The organism is Zafaria sp. Z1313 (assembly GCF_050563205.1).
Classification (GTDB): domain Bacteria; phylum Actinomycetota; class Actinomycetes; order Actinomycetales; family Micrococcaceae; genus JAZDCJ01.
In genome coordinates this window covers 16,671-31,440 of sequence record NZ_JBNWUK010000005.1, presented here as the reverse complement: position 1 = coordinate 31,440, position 14,770 = coordinate 16,671, and the positions used below count along the sequence as shown (strand labels likewise).

At 73.3% G+C, this 14,770-nt stretch carries 12 protein-coding genes; 3 read left to right on the top strand and 9 right to left on the bottom strand.

Annotated elements, in window-relative coordinates:
- Window positions 1–147: 147 nt before the first annotated feature.
- Window positions 148–765: a GNAT family N-acetyltransferase gene (locus ACQ3I4_RS06890; protein WP_430633189.1), complete on the bottom strand. Its 618-nt coding sequence runs from the start codon at window positions 763–765 to the stop codon at window positions 148–150.
- 44 nt (window positions 766–809) lie between these two features.
- On the opposite strand from ACQ3I4_RS06890, the gene ACQ3I4_RS06885 reads away from it, so the two are divergent.
- The 3 genes from ACQ3I4_RS06885 (at window position 810) to cpaB (ending at window position 2,683) form a co-directional block, all read left to right on the top strand.
- Entirely contained in the window at window positions 810–1,430 is a 621-nt protein-coding gene (locus tag ACQ3I4_RS06885) for a 5-formyltetrahydrofolate cyclo-ligase (protein ID WP_430633244.1), read from the top strand.
- Between the two features lie 110 nt (window positions 1,431–1,540).
- Window positions 1,541–1,858: an FmdB family zinc ribbon protein gene (locus ACQ3I4_RS06880; RefSeq protein WP_329860442.1), complete on the top strand. Its 318-nt coding sequence runs from the start codon at window positions 1,541–1,543 to the stop codon at window positions 1,856–1,858.
- Between the two features lie 114 nt (window positions 1,859–1,972).
- Complete coding sequence (cpaB, locus tag ACQ3I4_RS06875; RefSeq protein WP_329860443.1) at window positions 1,973–2,683, top strand: Flp pilus assembly protein CpaB; 711 nt, start codon at window positions 1,973–1,975, stop codon at window positions 2,681–2,683.
- 103 nt (window positions 2,684–2,786) lie between these two features.
- Here the strand turns inward: cpaB and ACQ3I4_RS06870 are convergent, their stop codons facing one another.
- The 8 genes from ACQ3I4_RS06870 to ACQ3I4_RS06835 all read right to left on the bottom strand — a co-directional run bounded on the left by ACQ3I4_RS06870 (window position 2,787) and on the right by ACQ3I4_RS06835 (window position 14,770).
- A complete protein-coding gene (locus tag ACQ3I4_RS06870) occupies window positions 2,787–6,740 on the bottom strand; it encodes a DUF4011 domain-containing protein (RefSeq protein WP_430633188.1) in 3,954 nt (1,317 codons plus the stop codon).
- A gap of 212 nt (window positions 6,741–6,952) precedes the next feature.
- Entirely contained in the window at window positions 6,953–8,539 is a 1,587-nt protein-coding gene (gene guaA, locus ACQ3I4_RS06865; protein WP_430633187.1) for a glutamine-hydrolyzing GMP synthase, read from the bottom strand.
- A gap of 29 nt (window positions 8,540–8,568) precedes the next feature.
- Entirely contained in the window at window positions 8,569–9,045 is a 477-nt protein-coding gene (locus ACQ3I4_RS06860; protein WP_430633186.1) for a DUF3817 domain-containing protein, read from the bottom strand.
- Window positions 9,042–9,878: an SURF1 family protein gene (locus tag ACQ3I4_RS06855; protein WP_430633185.1), complete on the bottom strand. Its 837-nt coding sequence runs from the start codon at window positions 9,876–9,878 to the stop codon at window positions 9,042–9,044. The genes ACQ3I4_RS06860 and ACQ3I4_RS06855 overlap by 4 nt, the downstream gene beginning before the upstream one ends.
- Before the next feature lie 58 nt (window positions 9,879–9,936).
- Window positions 9,937–10,431, bottom strand: coding sequence for a PTS sugar transporter subunit IIA (locus ACQ3I4_RS06850; protein ID WP_329860450.1), 495 nt, complete (start codon window positions 10,429–10,431; stop codon window positions 9,937–9,939).
- Window positions 10,432–10,434: 3 nt separating this feature from the next.
- The gene (locus ACQ3I4_RS06845; RefSeq protein WP_329860451.1) at window positions 10,435–12,210 is read right to left on the bottom strand and encodes a glycerol-3-phosphate dehydrogenase/oxidase; all 1,776 of its coding nucleotides are present in this window, start codon (window positions 12,208–12,210) and stop codon (window positions 10,435–10,437) included.
- Window positions 12,211–12,214: 4 nt separating this feature from the next.
- Window positions 12,215–13,363 (bottom strand): GuaB3 family IMP dehydrogenase-related protein, encoded by a 1,149-nt coding sequence (locus ACQ3I4_RS06840; RefSeq protein WP_329860452.1) that lies wholly within the window; start codon window positions 13,361–13,363, stop codon window positions 12,215–12,217.
- A 75-nt stretch (window positions 13,364–13,438) separates the two neighbouring features.
- Window positions 13,439–14,770, bottom strand: coding sequence for a DUF4872 domain-containing protein (locus tag ACQ3I4_RS06835; protein WP_329860454.1), 1,332 nt, complete (start codon window positions 14,768–14,770; stop codon window positions 13,439–13,441).

The window sequence follows — 14,770 nt, the reverse complement described above, 5'->3', positions numbered from 1 at the left end:
GATCGAAGCAGTCCGGGGACGACGAACGCGACCAGCAGTCCGACCATGGCCACGAGGACCGCGGAGCTCTCGATTCGCACATCCACACGCACGACGTTACGTCCCGTGCGCGCCGCGGCCCGGGATTGTCCCCGGTGTGTCCGCTGATCAGGCGTTTTCCCGCCATCCACGGAGGTGCCGGGCGGGCTCCTCGCTGGCCGTCAGGGCGAACGTCCGGTGGTCCGCCCAGGCCCCGTCGATGTGCAGGAAGCGCTCGCGCACCCCCTCGTTGCGGAAGCCGAGCTTCTCGGCCACGCGCAGGCTCGGGGCGTTCTCCGGACGGATGTTGATCTCCAGCCGGTGCAGCCCCAGGGTGCCGAAGCAGAAGTCGGCGGCCAGGGCGACGGCGTCGGGGGCCAGCCCGTTGCCGGCCCGCGCGCCATCGACCCAGTAGCCGATCGACGCGCCCAGGGCCGAACCCCAGGTGATGCCCGAGACCGTGACCTGGCCGGCGATCGCAGGCTCACGGCGGGTCGGCTCCCGCACGCAGACGACCCACGGGAGCGCCTGGGCGAGGCGGGCCTGCCCGTTGAGCGAGCGGACCATCTGGGAAAAGCTCGGGAGCCGGCCGTCCGGGTTCGGGAGCGTGGCCTCCCAGGGCTTGAGCCAGTCGTGGTTCCGCCGCCGCACGGCCGTCCATTCGGCCTGGTCCGAGCGGCGCAGCGGGCGCAGCAGCACGTCGCCGCCGTCGAGGACGGCCGGCCACCAGGGGGCTGCGCGTGACATGGGGCCAGCATAACCGCGCCCGAGCCTACGATGGGCTCGTGGACATGCTGAGCAAGGACGACGCCCGGACCCTCTACCGCGCACGGCGCAGGGTCCTGGGCGCACCCGCGCGGGACGCCGAGGCCGCGCGCATCGCGGCCCATCTGCTGCCGTGGCTCGAGGAGGCGGCTCCACGGCGCCGCGTGGCGAGCGTGCTCTCCTACGGCGCGGAACCGCCGACGGGGCCCCTGAACGCGGAGCTGCACGCGCGCGGATTCGCCGTGGTGGTGCCCGTCTGCGAGCCGGAACGCCTCCTCTCCTGGGTCCGCTGGCACCCCGGCGTGCCGATGGGCCGCAGCGCCGTGGCGCCGATCGACGAGCCGATCGGCACGCGGGAGGACGTGCGCTCGATGGCCCGCACCGACGTCGTCCTGGTTCCCGCCCAGCTCGTGGATTCGAGCGGTGCCCGGATGGGCCAGGGCGGGGGCTACTACGACCGCTTCATCGCCTCGCTCGACGCGCTTCCGGCCCGGCCCGTGCTCCTGGCGTCCGTCTACCGGCACGAGCTGCTCCCGGCCGGCTCGTTCGAGGTGGACGCGCTGGACCGCCGGGTCGACGGTGTCGTGACGGCCGACGGATTCACGTGGTTCGCTCCCCCGCTGCCGCCGGACGGGCCCCTCGCGTAGGACGCTCGTGTAGAATTGGCACTCGGATACGGCGAGTGCCAACCTTGGAGGACCCCGGTGGTTCCCCCGCGGCGCGCCCGGTCCGACCGTCAAAGCCTCCGGAGGAACCCATGCCGACCTACGCCTATGCCTGCAAGGACTGCACGCACGAGTTCGAGACCGTCCAGTCCTTCAGCGACGACTCGCTCACCGTCTGCCCCGAGTGCCGGGGCTCACTGCGGAAGAAGTTCAACAGCGTCGGCGTCGTCTTCAAGGGCTCGGGCTTCTACCGCACGGACTCCCGGGGCGGCTCGAGCGCTTCCGCTCCCGCCGCCTCGACGACGGACTCCGCCTCCTCCGCGTCCGGCTCCCCGTCCACCGGTGCCTCCCCCTCGGGCGGATCCACGTCCTCGAGCCCGGCGCCCGCGGCGGCCTCCGCGGCCTCCTGACCGCAGGGCCGCCCCGGAGGCGAACGCCCTCCACACCCCCGATGTCCCGGCGGACCGTCCACACCACGCGGTGTGGGCGGTCCGCCGTCGTTTCGGGTGTGGCTCACTGGAGGCATGAGGTTCCTCCCCGCCCCCGCCGGCCTGCGCTCCGCTCCGCGCGGGCCCGTCCCCTACCGTCGCTCATGGCGCGAGCTGCTCTCCGTCTACCGCCGGCCCCTCGCGGCGGCACTCGCGGCGCTCGCGGTCGCCTCCGCCCTCGCGGCGCTGGCCCCGGAGCGCGCCGAGAAGGTGCCCGTCGTCGTCGCGGCGCGTGAGCTGCCGACGGGCGCGGTCGTGGGCGCCGGAGACGTCGAGCTCGTCGAGCTGGCCGAGGCCGCGCTGCCGCCGGATCTCATCGCGGATCCCGCGCGGGTCGCGGGAAGCCAGCTCGCGGTCCCGCTCGCCGCCGGCTCGCCCGTCTCGGAGGCGATGCTCGTGGGGCCCGGCCTGCTGACGGGAACGCGTCCGGGAACGGTCGCGGTGCCGGTGCACCCGAGCGACCCCGAGACGGTGGCACTGCTCTCCCCCGGACAGCTCGTGGACGTGGTCCTGAGCGAGGGCAACGGCTACGAGCGGCCCGTCGAGTCCACGGTGCTCGCCCGGCGCGTCCCGGTGCTCTGGGTGCCCACGGGGAACGACGCCGGAGCCTGGCTCGGCGGGCAGGGCGCCTCCACGGGCGGCATGGTGGTGCTGGGCGCGGATCGGGAACAGTCAGCTGAGCTCGCCGGCGCCGGAACGCGCGGGAGGATCTTCCTGGTCCTCGTGGCCGCGGAGGGCCCGCCGTAGCCTCCGGCCGCCGTCGTCCGGGCTCCCGTCGTCCGGGCCGAGGGTCTCGGCCCGGTCCCGGGGCCCGCGCCCGCCTGCGGCTCGGCTGTCGCGGTGGGCTGGCTCAGCCCCAGTGCGGCGGTCGCTGCTCCAGCAGCCAGCGGTCGCGGTCCTCGGAGGAGTCCCCCCACGCGCGGGGATCGTCCTCCGCGGCGCGGCGCGGCAACACGCTCTCGGCCGCCCGTCGTCCGATCGGCGGGGATTCGTCCCCGACCGGGCCCGCAGTCGATCCGACCGCGGTCGGCTCCGTCGTCCCCGCCACCGAGGTTCCTCCCGTGGCGGCGCGGCGGCCCACACGGGACGTCCCGTCCACGGCTGCTGACGTCTTGCCGGCTGCGGACACGGCCGCTCCCTCCCGCTCGTCGGCCGCCACCGGGCCGAGGTCAAGCGACGCGGCGAGCGCGTCGGCGATCGATCCCGGATCGCTGAAGACGTCGATCGTCCACAGCGGCACGTAGCGCCAGCCGAGGGCCTCGAGCTGCTGCGGGCGCAGGCGGCTGCGCTGGCGCACGGTCATGGACCGGTACTGCTGCGTGCCGTCGGAGACGATCGCGAGCGGCGGGGTGTCCGCGGCGTCGGCGTCCGGGGCCTGGGCCGCGAGGTCGAGGACGCCACGGTGGCTCTGCGCCACGCGCGCGCCGCGTTCCTCGAGCCGCGCCTTGAGGTCCGCCACGAGTGGATCGCCGAGCGCCTCTCCGTCGCCGGAGACGCCGGAAGACCCGGAGAGCACACGCCCGACGAGCTCGATGAAGCGCGACGCGCCTCCCTTGATCCGGTCCGGGTCGAGGTCCTCGGGCTTGAGCGAGGTGACCAGGTGGAGCAGGGCCCGGGAGCGGGTGACGGCGGTGACGAACAGCTCGTCGCCGCGCGTCCCGGACAACGGGCCGAAGTCGTGCACGGCCTTGCCGTGCGGCGTGCGCCCGTAGCCGAGCGAGAACACGACCGCGTCGCGGACCAGCCCGTGGGCGCGCTCGACGGAGGAGACCTGGAACTTCTCGCCGGAGCCGCGGAAGAACTCGACGGCCCACGGGTAGTTGGGCAGCTGGACCTGGATCGCCTCGGCGATCCGGGCCGCGTGGCGCTGGTTCCCGGCCACGACGGCGAGGGAGAGGTCGGGGCGGCGGCGCGCGTGGGCGAAGACCAGGTCCACGACCCGGTTGACCTCGGCGACCGTCGTCTCGACGGCCTCGGCGCCGGCCGCGGGCAGGCCCGTGCCGTCCGCAACGTACTCCACGGTCAGCGCCGGCGACTGCCCGGAGAGGCCCCGCGCGGCGGGGAGCCGGCGCAGCCGTCCCTCGTAGTAGGCATCGCCAAGCGCCTCCGTCAGGCCCTCGTCGACCCCGCGGTAGACGGTGTCGAGGCGGCGCAGCGGCAGGACCCCGGCCAACGCGGTGAACGTCGAGACCGGTTCCGCCGGCCCACGCAGCGACGCGGTGGGATCCACCGAGACCTGGAAGGACCGCGGCGCGCCGAGCAGCGCGTCGCCGAACGCCACGACCTGCCCGGAACGGCTGATGGAGCCGATCGCCGCGCGGAGGGAGAGCGCGTCCGCATCGAGCAGGATCACCGCGTCGAAGCGCGTCTCGGCCGGCACGGCCGCGGGGATCTGCAGCGGCGATCCGATCCACAGCGGCAGCAGCGACGTCACGAGCGGGGCGCCGAGGCCGCACAGCGCCTCGATGGACGGTTCGCCGTCCTTGAGCATGGCACGCAGTTCCCGGGACGCGGCCCGGTGGTCGGCCAGCGCGGCCTTCCACCGCTGGGCCAGGAGCCAGCACAGGCGCGAGGCGCCGGAGGCGATGTGCGTGTTGTCGGCCAGCCGGTACTCGGCCTCGAGCCGGCGCAGCTTCTTGCCGTCGGCCATCGCCAGGTAGTCGTCGCCGCTGATCATGGCCTCGAGGGCGGACTGCCACCAGGCGAGGTCCAGCTCGGCGGCGACCTCGTCGGGGCCGACCTCGCGCTCGGCGAGGTCCACGAGGAGCTCCTCGAGGCCCTGGTTGCGCAGCTGCTCCTGGAGCAGCGTCCGCTCGGGCAGGACCTCGAGCGCCTCGGCGTCGGCCACGAGGGCCTGCAGCCGCTCGACGAGGGTGTCGATCGGAAGCCGGTGCAGGGCGTCCTTCTTGTCCACGCGGGCCAGGGCGTCGGCCAGGCGGTGCAGGCGCTCGTCGGCGTCGCGGTAGGCCTTGTTCAGCTCCAGCAGGCCGGTCGGCACGGTCGGGTGGCGCTGGCTCGTGGCGTAGCGGGACCACAGCCCGCGCTGGACCTGGACGTCCTGGAGCGAGGCGTGCAGGTCGGCGATGTGCACGCCGGGGCGCACGTACTCCTTGGCGACGCGGCGGAGGCGAGAGCGCGTGATCGAGGACATCTCGACGCCGCGGTCGCGCCGCCACGCGGACGTCGCGGTCGCGGAGATGAGGTCCTCGACGGAGCGGTCGAAGATGTCCGGCTCGAACTTGTCCAGGCTGCCCCGCACCGCGACGAGGAGCTCGAGCTGCTCCCCCCACTCGATGAACGTGGTGCCGAGGGTGATCTCCGAGTGCCCTGCCACTTCCTTCATGGTGGTGCGCAGGCCGGGCAGGTCCCCGCTCAGGCTGCGGGCGAGGCCGAGGGCGTCCTCGGTGTCCTTGCGGTTGCGCAGCCGCGCGCCGAACCACGGGCTGCGCGTCGTCTCGACGCTGAAGCTGCCGACCTCGGCGGCACGCTTGAGCCGCGCCGAGGTCTCCTGGCGGTCGGTGATGCTGTCGAGCACGGAGCGCTTCAGCCGCACCGTCGTCGACGGCGCCGGGTCGAGGGCGGTCAGCCGGGCGAGTTCCTGCATGGCCTGATACGGCGAGCAGCGCCAGCGCTGGCGCGTGGTGTGCAGGGAGCGGACGTGGTCCAGGAGGGCGTGGCGGTGCGAGACCAGGTTCTTGTGCAGCTTCTCCAGCTGCGGTTCGGTGGCCCGCTCGTTGCGCAGGATCGCGGCGGTGAGCTGGCGGCGCAGCTGCTCCGGCCCGGTCTCGGGCGACATCCGCAGCGCGAGGCTGCCCAGCTGTAGCGAGTCGAGGCGCTCCGTGAACGCCTCGGCCGTCGAGCGGCGCTCCGCGACCACGAGGACGCGCTTGCCCTGCCCGGCCAGGAGGGCGGCCGCGTTGACGGCCGTCTGGGTCTGGCCCGTTCCCGGCGGGCTGGAGACCACGAGGGACTCCCCCGCCTCGACGAGGTCGAGCACTTCCTGCTGGCTCGCGTCGGCGTCGAGGACCAGCATCTCGTCGGCCGGGTCCCGCTCGTCGCTGCTGAGCACGGTGATCCCCGGATCGGGGACCTCGACCTCTTCCCCGGCGTCGGCGGCCAGGAGGCTGGCGACGACGGGGTGGGACGGATCCAGCCGGTCCGGGTCCGCCGGGTCGGCGAGGTCGGCGAACGTCGAGGCCAGGAGCCGGTGCTCGACGACCGTTCCCGGGATCGGGGACAGCTGCTCGCGCAGGGTGTCCATGGCCTGGCGCGGGTCGAAGCGGGCGGTCATGTAGGCCGCGGCGGCGAGGGCCTCGACGTCGATGCGCAGGCCGTGGGCCTCGGCGAAGTACCGCACGAGCGCCGGATTGACCTGGGCGCGCCCGGTGAGCTGGAGCTCGTAGTCGTCCTGGCCGTCGCGCGCGGTGAGCGCGATCCGGCCGAGCATCACGGGCGCGCTGAACTGCTCGGAACGGCCGTCGACGGTCGCGCGCCACGTGACGAGGCCGGACGCGAGGTAGCCGACGTCGATCCCGCGGTCCTCGGAGAGCTCCTGGATCTTGGCGCGCAGGGCGCGCGCGGTGCGCTTGCCGGCGAGGAAGACGTCCTGGTCCCGCAGCAGCATGGACAGCCGCGTGCGCCGCCCCGCGAGGAACTGCGCGAGCCCCGAGGGGTGCGCGTGCGTGATGTCGATGCTGTTCGACGGCGAACCGGCGAACCGCAGCAGCGTGTCCGTCCCGGCTCCCGGCCCCAGCTTCTCCAGCCAACCGGCCAGCGCCGACGCACCCTCCTGAGTCCCTCGCACGGGAATACCGCCTTCCTAGCTCTTGCGCCGCGGGCCTGCCCTAGCCGGACGCACTCTCTAAACTACTGGACTCGCCGCCTCGAGCGGCCGAACGAAACACTCGCCCGGGCGGGCAATCGGCTCGGCGTCCCGGGAAACGGCGAGGGGAGGAGCCTGCGCCCCTCCCCTCCCGCGGCCGTCGTCCCGGCCGATCCGGCGTCAGGACGCCGGGCCTACTCCCATTCGATGGTGCCCGGCGGCTTGCTCGTCACGTCGAGCACGACGCGGTTCACGCCGTCGACCTCGTTGGTGATCCGGTTGGAGATCCGGGCCAGCAGATCGTAGGGCAGGCGGGACCAATCGGCCGTCATCGCGTCCTCGGAGGACACGGGGCGCAGCACAATCGGGTGGCCGTAGGTGCGGCCGTCGCCCTGCACGCCCACGGAGCGGACGTCCGCGAGGAGCACGACGGGCATCTGCCAGACCTCCTGGTCCAGGCCCGCAGCGGTCAGCTCGTCGCGGGCGATCGCGTCCGCCTTCCGCAGCAGCTCCAGGCGCTCCTCGTTGACCTCGCCGATGATGCGGATGCCCAGGCCGGGGCCCGGGAACGGCTGGCGCTGGACGATCTCGGCGGGCAGTCCCAACTGGGCGCCCACCGCGCGGACCTCGTCCTTGAAGAGGGTGCGCAGCGGCTCCACGAGCTCGAACTGCAGGTCCTCGGGCAGGCCGCCGACGTTGTGGTGGCTCTTGATGTTCGCCGCACCCTCGCCGCCGCCGGACTCGACGACGTCCGGGTACAGCGTGCCCTGGACGAGGAAGCGCACGGGCTCCCCGCTCTCGGCGGCGTCGGCCATGATCGCGGCCTCGGAGGCCTCGAACGCGCGGATGAACTCGCGGCCGATGATCTTGCGCTTCTCCTCCGGGTCGGTGACGCCGGCGAGGGCGTTCAGGAAGCGCTCCTGCTCGTCGGCGACGTACAGCTTGGCGCCCGTGGCGGCGACGAAGTCGCGCTCGACCTGCTCGGCCTCGCCCTCGCGGAGCAGGCCGTGGTTGACGAACACGCACGTCAGCTGGTCGCCGATGGCGCGCTGGACGAGGGCCGCGGCGACGGCGGAGTCGACGCCGCCGGAGAGGCCGCAGATGGCACGGCCGGTGCCGACCTGCTCGCGGATCCGCTCGACCTGCTCCTCCACGATGTTGCCCGTGGTCCAGTCCGGCTCGAGGCCCGCCCCGTTGAAGAGGAAGTTCTCGATGACGCGCTGGCCGTAGACCGAGTGCTTGACCTCGGGGTGCCACTGGACGCCGAAGAGCCGCTTGGACTCGTTCGCGAACGCGGCGACGGGTGCGCCGGCGGTGGAGGCGAGGACGTCGAAGCCCTCGGGGGCCTCCTGCACGGAGTCGCCGTGGCTCATCCAGACGTTCTGGCTCGCGGGCAGGCCGGAGAGCAGGGACCGGGAGTCCCCCGTGGAGTTCGCGTCCGTGGCGCCGTACTCGCGCAGGCCCGTCTTGGCGACCGTGCCGCCGAGGGCGTTGGCCATGGCCTGGAAGCCGTAGCAGATGCCGAGGACGGGAACTCCGGCCTCGAACAGCTCGGCGCCGACGCGCGGTGCGCCGTCGGCGTAGACGCTGGAGGGGCCTCCGGAGAGGATGATCGCGGCAGGGTCCTTGGCCAGGATCTGCTCGGTCGTGAAGGTGTGGGGGACGATCTCCGAGTACACGTGGGCCTCGCGGACGCGGCGGGCGATCAGCTGCGCGTACTGGGCGCCGTAGTCGACGACCAGGACGGGGCGGTGTTCGGTGGCGGGAGCTGGGTTGGTCACGGGCTCTACCTTAGTCGACGGGACGGGGCCTAGTAGCGCTTGGCGGCCTGCGGGTGCTCGGCCAGCTCGCGCTCGACTTCGCCGTGCACGCGCCTCTCCATGAAGAAGGACAGCAGCGGCACGACCCCTCCGAGGGCGATCGTGATGAAGCGCATGAACGGCCAGCGCATGAGCGACCACAGGCGGAAGTCCGCGATCAGGTACACGACGTACATCCAGCCGTGGACGATCAGCACCACGGAGGAGAGGTTGACCCCGCCGGTGAAGGAGTCCTCGGGCAGGAAGCCCAGGACGTTCGACGCACCCTCGGCCGTGGTGCCGCCCGCGACGATCTCGGCCCCGAAGCCGTACTTGGCGACCATCTCGACGACCACGAGGAGGAGCATCACGCCCGTGGCGTAGGCGAGGACCTTGTAGAAGCCGGCGGCGGAACGGATCTGCGCGGGGGTCCCGGCGAAGCGGCGCTTCTTGCCGGCGGGGCGCGGGGCGGGGCTGGGCTGGGTCACTGCTGGTCCTCGGATCGGGAATCGGTGGATTGGCGGGCGTCGGCGTCGAGATCGGTGGTGGCGGCGAGGTCGTCCTCGTCCTCGTCGGCGAGCTCTTCCTGCTCGCGCCGGTAGTCGTCCACGACGAGGCGCCACCAGAGGAACACGGCGAACCCGGCGAAGACGACCCACTCGATCCCGTAGAACACGTTGAGCCAGTTGACCTGGCGCTCCTGCGGCTGCGGGCCGATCTCGATGGCGTCGAGCCCGGTCGCGACGGCCCCGGCGTCCTCGCCGGCGGCGGTCCGGACGTCGAACGCGGCGAGGAATCCGCTGTAGGCGTCGACATCCCAGAGATTGATCAGCTGGGCGACGGAGAGCGAGGCGTAGGCGCCGTCGACCGGGGCCTGGTCGAGCGGCGCCTCGGTGGGCAGCAGGCGTCCGGTGACCTCGAGCTCCCCCTCGGGGGCGGGCCCCGGCGGGGTCGGATCGGGCTGCCAGCCGCGGACGACGGCGATCGCCGCGTCCCCGGGGGCGTCGTCGACGGAGAACGGGGCCACGACCCAGTACCCCTCGCGGCCCTCGTCGATGCGGTGGGCGACGAGCACCTGCTCCTGCGGCAGGAAGCGGCCGCTCGCGGTGACCACCTGGTCCGCGTCCGCGGCGAGCATGGGGCGGAAGGGCTCGAAGTGGGCGGTGAGCTCGACGGGCGTCTCGGTCGTGGTCACGGGCGGCGGGGCCTCGCTTCGCGAGCGGTCGAACTGCCACTGGCTCAGGAGCACGAACACGCTCGCCACCGCCAGGGCGCCCACGAGGGCCAGGATCCACTGGGGTTTCAGGGCGGTTCGCAGCACCGTACCAGCCTACTTCGATTGCCTGTAGAACTCCGAATGCGCCTCGGCGCCCGGGGCCTCAGACGGCGCCGAAGTCCACGGTGGAGTTGATCAGCTCGGCGATGACCTCGGGATCGTACGCCCGGCGCAGGGATTCGCGGAAGCCCTGCTTGGACAGGCTCCGGGCGAGCGCTGCGAGCAGCTGCAGGTGCAGGGAGAAGCTGTCGGCGGGCGTGGCCAGGAGCAGCACGACGGTCGCGGGTCCGTCGGAGGCGCCGAAGTCCAGCGAGTGCCCGTAGGCGGTGATTCCGACGGCGATGCTCACCTGGGCGGCGTGCCGGGTCCTCGCGTGGGGCATCCCGACGCCCCCCGGCAGGCCCGTGGCCAGCTGGTGCTCGCGGCGGCGGACCTCTTCGAGGAAGCCCTCGTAGTCGTCGATGCGGCCGGCATCGGCGAGGCGGCGGGCCAGGATCGCGGTGGCCTCGTCGCGGTCGGCGGCCTCGAGGTCCAGGACCACGAGCGCAGGCTCGGTCAGTTCCTGGCCGGCGGCGGTGAGCTCGTCGAATCCGGGCACGGCTCAGGCCTCCCGCACGGGGACGATGTCCTCGACGTTCATCCGCGTCTTGTCCGCGGAGACGTCGTCGGGCTGTTCCTGGCTCGCGCGCTCCGCCTCGACCCGGGCCGTGTAGTGCTTGACCTCGCGCTCCGTCTGCTCCTCGGACCAGCCCAGCAGCGGCGCCATGAGGCGCGCGACCACGGGTGCGGCCTTGATGCCGCGGTCCCAGGACTCGATCGAGATCCGGGTGCGCCGCGTGAGCACGTCGTGGATGTGGCGGGCGCCCTCGTGGGTCGTCGCGTAGACGACCTCGGCGGCCAGGTAGTCGTCCGCCCCGGGCAGCGGGACCCCGAGCTCCGGGTCGGCCGAGATCAGGTCCAGCACCTCGCGGGTCAGCGAGCCGTAGCGCTGCAGCAGGTGCTCCACGCGGGCCACATGCACGCCGGCCGCGCGGGCGAGGCGGTGGCGGCTGTTCCAGGCGGCCCGGTAGCCCTCGGCGCCGAGCAGCGGGATGGTCTCCGTGCACGAGTCGGGGGCGTTGAGGTCCATGGTGCGCACGGCCTCGTCCACGGCGTCCTTGGCCATGACCCGGTAGGTCGTGTACTTCCCGCCGGCCACGACGACGAGACCCGGGACGGGGTGGGCGACGACGTGCTCGCGGGAGAGCTTCGCGGTCGAATCGCTCTCCCCCGCCAGCAGGGGCCGCAGCCCCGCGTAGACGCCCTCGACGTCCTCGCGCGTCAGCGGGCGCTTGAGGATGCGGTTCACGTGCTCCAGGAGGTAGTCGATGTCCTTGCTCGAGGCCGCCGGGTGGGCCTTGTCGAGCGTCCATTCGGTGTCCGTGGTGCCGATGATCCAGTGCCGTCCCCACGGGATGACGAAGAGCACGGACTTCTCCGTGCGCAGGATCATGCCGACGGTGGACTGGAAGCGGTCGCGCGGGACCACGAGGTGGATGCCCTTGGACGCCCGGACCTTGAGCTGGCCGCGGTCCGTGACCATCGCCTGCGTCTCGTCCGTCCAGACGCCCGTGGCGTTGACGACCTGCTTGGCGCGGACGTCGAACGCGTCGCCCGTCTCCTGGTCCTCGAGCCGGGCCCCGACGACGCGCTCGCCCTCGCGCAGGAAGTCGACGACCTTGAGCCGGTTCGCGGCGAGCGCCCCGTAGCGCGCGGCCGTGCGGACGAGGTCCACGACGAGCCGCGCGTCGTCCACCTGCGCGTCGTAGTAGCGGATGGATCCGACGAACGCGTCGTCCTTGAGGCTCGGCGCGCTGCGCAGCGTGCCGCGGCGGCTCAAGTGCTTGTGGATGGGGACGCCGCGGCTGTGCCCGGAGGCCATCGAGAGGGCGTCGTAGAGCGCGATCCCCGCGCCGACGTAGGGCCGTTCGACGAAGCGCTTGGTCAGCGGGTACAGGAACGGCACGGGCCGGACCAGGTGCGGGGCGATCCGGTCGATCAGCAGGCCGCGCTCCTGCAGGGCCTCGCGGACCAGTGCGAAGTCGAGCATCTCCAGGTAGCGCAGTCCGCCGTGGATGAGCTTGGAGGAGCGCGAAGACGTGCCCGAGGCCCAGTCGCGGGCCTCGACGATCCCCACGCGCAGCCCGCGCGTGGCGGCGTCGAGCGCGGATCCGGCGCCCACGACGCCGCCGCCGACGATCAGCAGGTCGAGCTCGCGGCCCTCCTCGGCCGTCTCCCGCAGCTCCTGGAGCGAGGTCCGGCGGAAGTCGGGCCCGAGCACGCCGGGTGCGGCTCCGGCGTCGTTCCCCGTGGTGTTGGCGGCTCCCCGGCGCGGCATCGGCTCAGCCCACCTCGTAGGGGGAGACGACGACGTCGACGCGCTGGAACTCCTTGAGGTCGGAGTACCCCGTGGTGGCCATGGAACGGCGCAGCGCCCCGACCAGGTTGGACGTGCCGTTGGTGTGGTGCGAGGGGCCGTTGAGCACCTCCTCGAGCGGGCCGACCGTGCCGACGTGCACGCGGTCGCCGCGCGGGTTGGCGTCGTGGTGCGCCTCGACGCCCCAGTGCCAGCCGCGGCCCGGGGCCTCCTCGGCGCGGGCCAGGGCGGAGCCCAGCATGACCGCGTCCGCGCCCATGGCGATCGCCTTGACGATGTCGCCGCTCGTGCCGAGGCCGCCGTCCGCGATGACGTGCACGTAGCGGCCCCCGGACTCGTCGAGGTAGTCCCGGCGCGCCGCGGCGACGTCGGAGATCGCCGTCGCCATCGGGACGTGGATGCCGAGCGAGCGGCGCGTCGTGCCCGTGGCCCCGCCGCCGAAGCCGACGAGCACGCCCGCCGCGCCCGTGCGCATGAGGTGCAGCGCGGGCGTGTAGCCGGCGGCGCCGCCCACGATGACCGGGACGTCGAGCTCGTAGATGAACTGCTTGAGGTTCAGCGGCTCCTGGTTCTGCGAGACGTGCTCGGCGGAGACCGTGGTGCCGCGGATGACGAAGATGTCCACGCCCGCGGCGAGCACCGTCTTGTAGTGCTCCTGCGTGCGCTGCGGGGTGAGCGAGCCGGCGACGGTGACGCCGGCGTCGCGGATCTCGGCCAGGCGGGAGGTGATGAGCTCCGGCTGGATCGGGGCCGCGTAGAGCTCCTGCAGGCGGGCCGTGACCGCGGGGTCGAAGTCGCCGCGGGCCTGCCCGGCGCCGAGGCCCACGATCTCCTCCAGCACGGGGGCCGGATCCTCGTAGCGCGTCCAGAGGCCCTCGAGGTTCAGGACGCCGAGGCTGCCCAGGCGGCCGAGCGCGATCGCCGTCGCCGGGCTCATGACCGAATCCATGGGCGCGCCGATGATCGGCGAATCGAACTGGTAGGCGTCGATCTGCCAGTTCACGGACACGTCCCGGGGGTCGCGCGTCCGCCGGTTGGGGACGACCGCCACGTCGTCGAGCGAATAGGCCCGCTTCCCGCGCTTTCCGCGGCCGATTTCAATCTCGTAAGTCACCCGGCCAGCCTATCAGCGCCGCCCGCGGAGGCCGGGGCCCGGGCCGCGTGCCGGGGGTCACGCCCGGTCGCGGGGTCAGCCCGCCGTCCCTCCCGCGGCCTCCTGCAGTTCGCGGGCCGCGGCTTCCTCCGCCCGGGCGATCCGCTCCACGAGGTCCGCCATGCGTGCGAACAGCCCGGAGCGCTCCTCCACGTCGACGTCCGGGTCCACGAGCTCGGACAGCTCCTCCCACATCGGGGCGAGGTCCCGATAGCGTCCGGCGACGGGTCCGAGCGCTTCCAGCCCCGGCCTGACGGCGGCCTCCTCCAGGAAGTCCGCATACAGGCCGCGCAGTCCGCCCGCGCCGCAGAAGCGGTCCGAATCGAAGAAGCCGGCGAGCTGGGCGAGCCCGCCGCGCAGCCTCTCCTCCTCGGCGAACAGGGCCGTCCACCCGCGCTTCGTGGTGGTATCTCGCAGCTTGCCCGCCCACGTGTCCAGTCCCGCGACGCCGAAGTTCTTCGCGAAGTGCGCCGGAAGGCCCGGCAGTTCGGCGGCGCCCAACATGCGGGCCGCGGTGTGGGCGGCGGCCTCGCGGACGGCGGCCCGGAGGTGCTTCGCTCCCGGCGACACGGGCTCGGGCACCCACGCCTGCCAGTGGCGGTCCTTCTTGCGCATCGCGCGCGCGTCGGCGAGCTCGGTGGCGTCGAGGACGCGCAGGCTGCCGGAGCCGTCGTCGACCAGGAAGCCGTCCTCCTCCCCCACGACGACGACGTCGACCGACTCGCTCTCCGCCGGATCGCCCCCGTCCTCGATCCACGGCAGCGCGCCCTCGAGCACGCGCACGACGACGGCGCGGCCCGCATCGAGCCCGGCCTCCAAGTGGTCCAGGGCCTGCTTGCGGCTCGCCGTGTGGGTCTCGCGGACCGGCACGCCGAGGCGGGCGAAGAGCGTCGGGGCGAACGGCTCCGGGTGCGCGCGGGTGACGACCGTGGCCGTCGTCGTCTGCTCGTATTCGAAGGTGAAGACCATAAAGCCGATCCCGCCCGAGAGCCCGGACAGCATCGCCTCGCTGAACGGGGCGCCCGTGTGCGGGTCCGTCACCCCGGCCTGGGTGAGCACGCGGTGCCAGAGGCCCGATTCGTACTGGACCACGTTGTCCGGGGCCGGGTATTCCGGCAGCTCCTCTTCCCCGGGGACGCCGGGTCCGGCGCCGTCGGACGACGTGCCGCCCGGGGTCCGCCCCCGGACTCCCTGGTCCCCGGCCGTGCGCTGGCCGCCGCGGCCGCCGCCCTGGCCGACGGCCGCTGCGGGACGGCCTCCGCGCTCCGGCTTCCCGGCGAGGAGGGCGTTACGGGCCTGGGTGTAGCTCTCCCCGGTGCGCTCCATGCGCTCGCGGGCGAGCTTCTTCAGCTGCTTCGGCTGGGCCAT

What these genes read in the sequence shown, in the direction of transcription:
- ACQ3I4_RS06890 (WP_430633189.1), bottom strand. Translation starts at nt 765, where the DNA reads ATGTCACGCGCAGCCCCCTGGTGGCCGGCCGTCCTCGACGGCGGCGAC.
- ACQ3I4_RS06885 (WP_430633244.1), top strand. Translation starts at nt 810, where the DNA reads ATGCTGAGCAAGGACGACGCCCGGACCCTCTACCGCGCACGGCGCAGG.
- ACQ3I4_RS06880 (WP_329860442.1), top strand. Translation starts at nt 1,541, where the DNA reads ATGCCGACCTACGCCTATGCCTGCAAGGACTGCACGCACGAGTTCGAG.
- cpaB (WP_329860443.1), top strand. Translation starts at nt 1,973, where the DNA reads ATGAGGTTCCTCCCCGCCCCCGCCGGCCTGCGCTCCGCTCCGCGCGGG.
- ACQ3I4_RS06845 (WP_329860451.1), bottom strand. Translation starts at nt 12,210, where the DNA reads ATGCCGCGCCGGGGAGCCGCCAACACCACGGGGAACGACGCCGGAGCC.
- ACQ3I4_RS06835 (WP_329860454.1), bottom strand. Translation starts at nt 14,770, where the DNA reads ATGGCCCAGCCGAAGCAGCTGAAGAAGCTCGCCCGCGAGCGCATGGAG.